The sequence below is a fragment of the Paenibacillus mendelii genome (assembly GCF_024498075.1).
Classification (GTDB): Bacteria; Bacillota; Bacilli; order Paenibacillales; family Paenibacillaceae; genus Paenibacillus_Z; species Paenibacillus_Z mendelii.
Window position 1 is genome coordinate 197,766 of sequence record NZ_JANHOF010000013.1, and the last position, 6,909, is coordinate 204,674.

At 58.3% G+C, this 6,909-nt stretch carries 4 protein-coding genes; all 4 read left to right on the forward strand.

Features of this window, described 5'->3' with window-relative positions; all coding sequences use genetic code 11:
- Positions 1-124 precede the first annotated feature (124 nt).
- Positions 125-1,555 carry a hypothetical protein gene (locus NNL21_RS27990; RefSeq protein ID WP_204820634.1) on the forward strand — a complete coding sequence of 477 codons (1,431 nt, stop codon included), beginning with the start codon at positions 125-127 and terminating at the stop codon, positions 1,553-1,555.
- A gap of 206 nt (positions 1,556-1,761) precedes the next feature.
- Positions 1,762-2,784: an AAA family ATPase gene (locus tag NNL21_RS27995; RefSeq protein WP_204820635.1), complete on the forward strand. Its 1,023-nt coding sequence runs from the start codon at positions 1,762-1,764 to the stop codon at positions 2,782-2,784.
- A gap of 32 nt (positions 2,785-2,816) precedes the next feature.
- The gene (locus tag NNL21_RS28000) at positions 2,817-4,601 is read left to right on the forward strand and encodes a DUF58 domain-containing protein (RefSeq protein WP_204820636.1); all 1,785 of its coding nucleotides are present in this window, start codon (positions 2,817-2,819) and stop codon (positions 4,599-4,601) included.
- Positions 4,585-6,909, forward strand: a 2,325-nt coding sequence (locus tag NNL21_RS28005) for a transglutaminase-like domain-containing protein (protein ID WP_256555536.1), incomplete at its 3' end; no start/stop codon positions are given. The genes NNL21_RS28000 and NNL21_RS28005, both read left to right, overlap by 17 nt.

Sequence of the window (6,909 nt, forward strand, 5' to 3'; positions counted from 1 at the left end):
TTTTGTGCATTTCGATCGGCTTGTAAAAAGTTGTGATAATTATTTGGCAAATAAAATCTCCAAGACGTCTGTGCCGTCTTCTATTAAGCTGACATTCAAGAAAAATATGAAGGAGGCGTAAGTGATGTCGGGAAAATGGAGATGGATGCTGAGGGTCTGTCTATGTACCGGGGTTATGCTGGCTGGGATGCAAGGGGGAGGTGCTTCGGCTGCGGGAGATGCAGCCACTACGGACAGTGACCTTCGGAGCCAGCAGACGGACTTGAGTATCCTATGGATCGTCCAGCAAAGTGCCGTGAACAAGATGACGACGGCAATCAAGAAGGATGCAGCCTTGTCTAAGATGGTCGGTCAAGCGGCATATATTCCTCTTAAGAAGGAGAAGGGGCGCAATCCGCTCTATCGATTGTATAACGGCAGCAGTGATCATATGGATTCGATGAACGTCAATGAAGGCAAGTATTCGAAGGAGGCTGTCCTCGGTTATCCATGGAACGCGGCAGCGAAGCCGGCGGGAACGACAGCTCTGATTCGCGGTTTCCATTCGACAAACGGCGATTATGCACTTATGTCGGATTATTTGAAATTCCCCGGCTACAAGGTCGAGGTATTAAAGAATGCCTATGGATATCCGCGGTTCGGCAGCAAGGTGCCATTAATAGAGCTGCAGGGATCGAAGGTGAAGGTCAAGTCGAATCTGGCCGCGGGGGGCGCAGTCTGGGAACTGTGGTGGAATGGCAAGCAGATGATCGATCATCTCGATTATGGCCGAGAAATCCAATCCTCGATGAGCTTCACCAACGCTACCGCGCTGCCTACTGAGGGGGGCGACGGAACGGCTGATCCCGACAAAAGCAATATGCATGGATCACCTATTGCATTCTGGGGAAACAAGGTGACGCCTAACTTCAAGAAGCAAAGCACAAGAGCAGTGCCTTTGGAGTGGAATTTCGAGCATTACAACGGCGGACTTCCGGATGTGCCGGTCATCTATAAGGATTGGAAGCTGGGGAAAGACTTGTATCTCGACGACAAGAGCATCGACCTGGGCAGCTCATACAACTATTTGCGCGGGCAAGTGATCCGCTATGAGACGGTGCTTCAAATCCCCCGGACATTAAATAGCACCAATATTGAAATTCCAACCGCCTATTTGACGAATGATCTTCGTCGAGGATTTACCTTCGACGCTACGAAGGAGAGCGTGATCGAAGGGCTGGCCGAGGTGAAGAAGGAGGACTATACCGATCTGGGGTCGAATGTCTTCCACCTGCAATATGGTGTGGAAGCAGGAGGCGTAATCTATGCGACCGATGATTTGCAGTATGCGCTTGGCGTTTATGGGTCCACTCCCGGGCAGGGCGGTTCGGCCAAATACTTTACGTTATGGAAGTTCGGAAGCTTCGACTCGCCATCGGTGACCAAATGGTCTGCAGGCAACGGCTGGTCGACGTTCAAGGCCGGTGAAAATCGCTTTACCACCTATATTGTTGCGGGAACCTTGGATCAGGTTCGCGTTGCGATGAGGCGCTTGTATGTGATGGGCTACCGATAGGGCAGCAGACAATAAACAGATCGTATAACGTGTTTAGTCATAACACCAGGGTGAGTAACCTGGTGTTTTTGGCATGTCTCCTATGCCCGATACGATCTTCTCTACGCAGGATTGGCCTGCTGCAATCTAGCAGGTGTAAATAGGGAAGTTAGTGGCGAAACTGATAGATAGAAGTAGGCATAGTAGAGGGAGGATGCGTGAGAGGGATGATTCCGCAACCATGGTTGAATGAGATGGAGGATGGACGCCAAGAGACGGATAGCTGGCCAGAAGCATCAGGGCAGCTGCTGCGTCTCATGATGGCGAGGGTGAATACGGTGCTGCTCGGCAAGACGGAGGTTGTGCAGCAATCGTTCGCAGCGCTGCTGGCGGGCGGGCATGTGCTGCTCGAGGATGTGCCCGGCGTGGGCAAGACGATGCTGGCACGGGCAATTGCGCGCGTGATGGGCGGGGAGTTTCGAAGGATTCAGTTTACGTCGGATCTTCTTCCGGCGGACGTAGTCGGCGGGCTCGTATGGGACGCGAAGCGGGGGGATCTGGTCTTCCGTCAAGGACCGTTGATGGCTAATGTCGTGCTGGCCGACGAGATCAACCGGACACCGCCGCGCACCCAATCGGCGCTGCTGGAAGCGATGGAGGAGCGGAGCGTAACGGCCGATGGCGAAACGATGCTGCTGCCGGCACCGTTTATGCTGCTCGCTACGCAAAATCCGCTTCGCGACGATGGGACGTATCCGCTGCCGGAAGCGCAGCTCGACCGGTTTCTAATGCGGCTGTCGATCGGTTATCCGGCTCCTGAATATGAGGTGCAGATGCTGGAGAATGCTCCGCAAAGACCGCAGCCGGAGCAGTTAAGGCCTGTCATCATACCCGAGGAGTGGCTGCGGATGCAGCGCGATGCCCAAACGGTGCATGTGCATCCGGCACTGCTTGCCTATGCGGTGCACATCGCCGGAACAACCCGCACGGCGGCTGAGCTGTCGCTAGGCGCCAGTCCGCGGGCGACACGCGATTGGATAAGGGCCGCGCAGGCGACAGCTTATTTGGATGGGCGGCGTTACGTATTGCCCGATGATCTGAAGGCTACCGTGGAGCCCGTACTGACGCACAGACTCATGCTGCGTGATGATGCTGCCGCCAGCGGCGCGGATCCGGTGGAGGTGCTGCGGCGTCTCGTCGCAGCCACGCCGGTGCCAACCCCTAATTCGGAGAGCGGGCGAAGACGGTGAAGAAGCAGAATGCGACTGCTGGAGGAAGGTATATGAGCGCTCAGAGCAACAGGGACTATGTTCAGCAGCCGGGAGGTGGCGCTGCCAGCGGTGGAGCGGGAGCTGCCGGCCGCAGTCCTATCGGCTTTCGCCGGGGAAAGAAGGGGGAGGCGGCCGCAAGCTCTCCGGTCCCGGTATTAAGAAGCCGCCATTTCGCGAGATTGCTGCTGCTTGCGGCAGCGGTCGTCTGCAGCTTCTCCTTGGAGGCGCGCAGCGGTGCTTCGGAATGGCTATTATTTTCTGTGACGACTGCAGCTGTGTTCATCGTATGGGTATTGCCGTATGCAGCTTCCGGAACATGGACCGTGCAGCGTGAGCAGATCGAGAATACCGGGTATGAGGACGGAGGGCATATGCGAGTCCGGCTTAAGCTCTTCTCCAGCCGCCCGATGCCGTTCATGTGGGTATCCATTCGCGAGGAGATCGTGAACACGACCTCTGAGCAGCCGCCGATACCGCTGCAATTCAGAACGGTCTATATCCCTTGGTTTAGCCGCAGCCGAACCGTCACATACACGGTAACAGGGCTGCGGCGCGGCGAGCTGTCGTTCCAACCGGTTCGAATCGAGGCCGGAGATCTGCTGAGCATGACTGTTCGTTCGTTTGTCGTCCCTTGCTCGGGACAAGCGCTTGTGCTGCCAAAGCCCCCGAAAGGGGAGAAGGTGGTTCTGCTGCCGAGTACATTGCCGGGTGGAAGACCAGTGGGGAGCCATGCAGCTCGAATCGCTGCACCTCAGCTGATGCAGGCAGCCATCCCGGTTCTTCAAGCCGGGACCGGCCCTGATTCCAGAACGTACATCCCCGGAGATCCGCTCCGGCGGATTAATTGGCGGGCGATGGCCAGAGGACTTGGCATGCAAACCCGAATCGACCAGCCTGAGCTGCCGGGAGAAACGGTCATTCTGCTGGACGCTTCCCCTGCTGCGTATGGAAGCGATGGACGTCTGTTTGACGCCTCTGTCGGACGTGCGGCGATGGCCATTCATCATGCCGCTCACGCGGGCCGCAATGTGACGGTGGTATGCGGCGGGAGAGGCGGTACCCGGCTGCGTGTACGTATGGGGGAACCGACGCAGCTGCGCCGGGCGTTGGAAGAATTGGCACGAATGAAGGCCGACGATGACAGACCGTTATCGGAGCGGCTCCGCGATATCCTGGCGAAGCTGCCGCGCGGAGCGGATATCATCTGTATTACGGCGGAGGGCTATGGGCCGCCGGAGGCTGGGGCTGCCGCCGCAATGCCATCACCATTAACGCGAACGGCACCACCTTCAAAGACAGTTCCGCCAACGGCAGCAGGAGCGACTGCCGGAGCAGCGGGAGCAATAAATGAAATGGTTGCGCAACCAACAGCAGTAACAACAGCACAACCAGCAGTCCGTACAGCAGCACAATCAGCGGCAACAGCATCACAACCAACTACCCAACCAACAGCCCATACATTGGCACACTCCGCACCAGCACCAGAACGAAAGGCAGCGCCGCCAGCAATGGGGACCGTGAATACAGCGGGCGTGAAGGACGATCGCGATCGGCTGGACACCAATTTGGAGAGCATAGAAGCGATTAAGCAAGCGGCAAGTCTAGCGAGTGGACGCGGCGGAGTATTTTATCTCTGGCTTGGGGGCGAATGGTCGGATCCGGCAGAAGCGGAACGGATATGGAGGAGCAGGCTGCAGGGAATCGATTGCCGCGTGTCGGTATTGCCGATTCCGCAGCAGTACCTTCGTCAGCCGGATGTAGTGGAGGGAGGAGAGCACGATGGGACCGTCACATAAGCCGGTGGCCGGGCAGTCGAACGGATCGGAGAAGAAGCGGACGGTTTCCGATTGGAACGGCAAGGGCAATGGAAGCCTGAGTGGGGAGACGCTGGATACGGCTAAAGCAGGACGGTTGGATAGCGAGATGCCGGCCTTTTTCGGTAACGGGTCCCGCCGTCTGGTCACGACCTTGCTTCTATACGGACTCATCATCGAATGGCTGCTGCCGTTGAATCAATTGACGGTTTATACGGAGCTGTATTCGATCGGCCCGATCGTGGCTGCGGTAGGGGGCTTCCTGGCTGTTGGCCTGTGGATGCCGCCGCTCTGGGTTTCTTTGGTGGTGAACAGTGCCATTTGCTTAGGATCTGCGTCAATCATCTACAGCTCCCACTCGCCAACTCTGCTTGACGCGCTGTTCTGGATTACGGATGCCGTTCAGAATGATATCGTTCGCCTTATGGAAGGGGAGCTGCTGATTGGCGGTGAATCCAGGACGCTTCTGCTCATAGCTGGTCTTGGAATGATGGCCGTTGCTGTGCAATCCTTGGTATGGATGCGGCAGTGGGGAATTGGTTTGACCGCTCTGACGGCGCTTTATTTGCTCTTGCTTCATAGCTTTCTGGGGGTGGAGGTGTTCCCGGGTCTTGTTCGAGCATTAGCAGAGGGCTTGATTCTGACGGCTCTCCTGGTTGTACCGAAATTGGACCGCTTATACGGAGAGGAAGCATCGAGAAGCGCGGCAAGCCGTTCGGCTGCCGGCTGGCCTGTCGGCTGGTGGAGCGGAGCGGCGTGGATGACAGTCGTTCTGCTGTCTATCGGAGCGGCGGCTTCTTTCGGCAAGCCGGCTGCGGACGGACCGGCACCGTGGGCGGTAGCGGCCGTTGATTGGGCGGGTAACCATCTTACCGCAGATACTGTAACGACGATCTTGCGTGAGCGCAGCTTGGACGCCTTGCGTTCGGGCGAACAGGAGCGGGATGCTGCGGGCTGGACCGGCTACGGATTTGACGATTCAACGCTTGGGGCGCCGATACGATCGGATGATACACCTTTGTTTACCGTGCAAAGCACGGAGCCGATCTATTTGCGAGGGGATAGCAAGGACGTCTACGACGGTCGCGGCTGGCTGCAGGAAGGACATTCCGTCGAGGAACGCTTGGTCGCAGATGCCATGGGCGATCGCACGGGGAGGCAGCCGGAGCAAGCGGGCAAGCTGAAGCCGGGTGAAGCGGTGAACCCAGAGGGTCTTGCGGAGAGGGCAGGAGGGATAGAGCCGCGTGAAGCGGTGGATCCGTACACAGGTCTGAAACTTACGGAAGACGAATGGACGGCCAGTTCAAAGGAGCGTACCTTGTTGCATACGGTTACAGCCCTGCGTCCCAGCAGCGGTTGGCCCATTCTAACCGCGGGTGCCGATGCAGCGGTAACGGAGCTATTTGCGGATGGTTCTTGGGATCGAATGGACCGGTATCGCAAGGATGAGATAACGGACGCATTGTTTGCTGCAAAGTCAGATGATGTTATTAAGCGGTATACCGTTGCCACGCGGCTGCCTGCAGACGACCCGGACCTGCTGCGTAAGGCCGGCCAATACGAAGCGGATCCGGCGGCTATTGCCGAGCTTTACACACAGCTTCCGCCTGCACTGCCGGCCCGCGTGAAGGATCTGGCGTCGCGCATCGCTGAAAGTGCGGGGAAGGGACGCTACGACACGGCGAAGGCCATCGAATCCTTCCTGCGGGACGGGTTCACCTATACGCTCACTCAAACGGAAGAACCGGCTGAAGGAGCGGACTTCGTCGATCACTTTCTGTTTGAACAGCATCAAGGCTACTGCGTCCATTTTGCAACGTCTATGGTAGTACTGCTGCGGACACAGGGCATACCGGCACGCTATGTGAAAGGCTTCGCGCCAGGAACGCCCGATGCTGATTCTGATGAAACGCGGTCGTCCCAACAGCTAGCGGCGCTTGAGGGGATCGTTAACGGCGCGAAGGATCGAGGTGACACAGCGGGCGGAGGAGGCACGCTTCTGCTGCAGCGAGTGGACTCGGCCGCGTCATGGACGGACGCGGGTGGCGGGTTGGCCGCGGCGGTTGGGCCGGATGCATCAGCCGCCCGGACTTACACCGTGCGTGCAAGTGATGCGCACGCATGGGTGGAGGTTTACTTTGCCGGGGTCGGCTGGGTTCCGTTCGAGCCGACCCCGAGCTTCGGGGCGCCGGGCGAAGCCGGTGCCGGCGCTGCCCGCGGCGATGGCGGCGGCGATGGCTCCGCAGCCGCGCCCCGCGGGCCTGCCGCGGCGAGCGATGGCGCCGCCGCG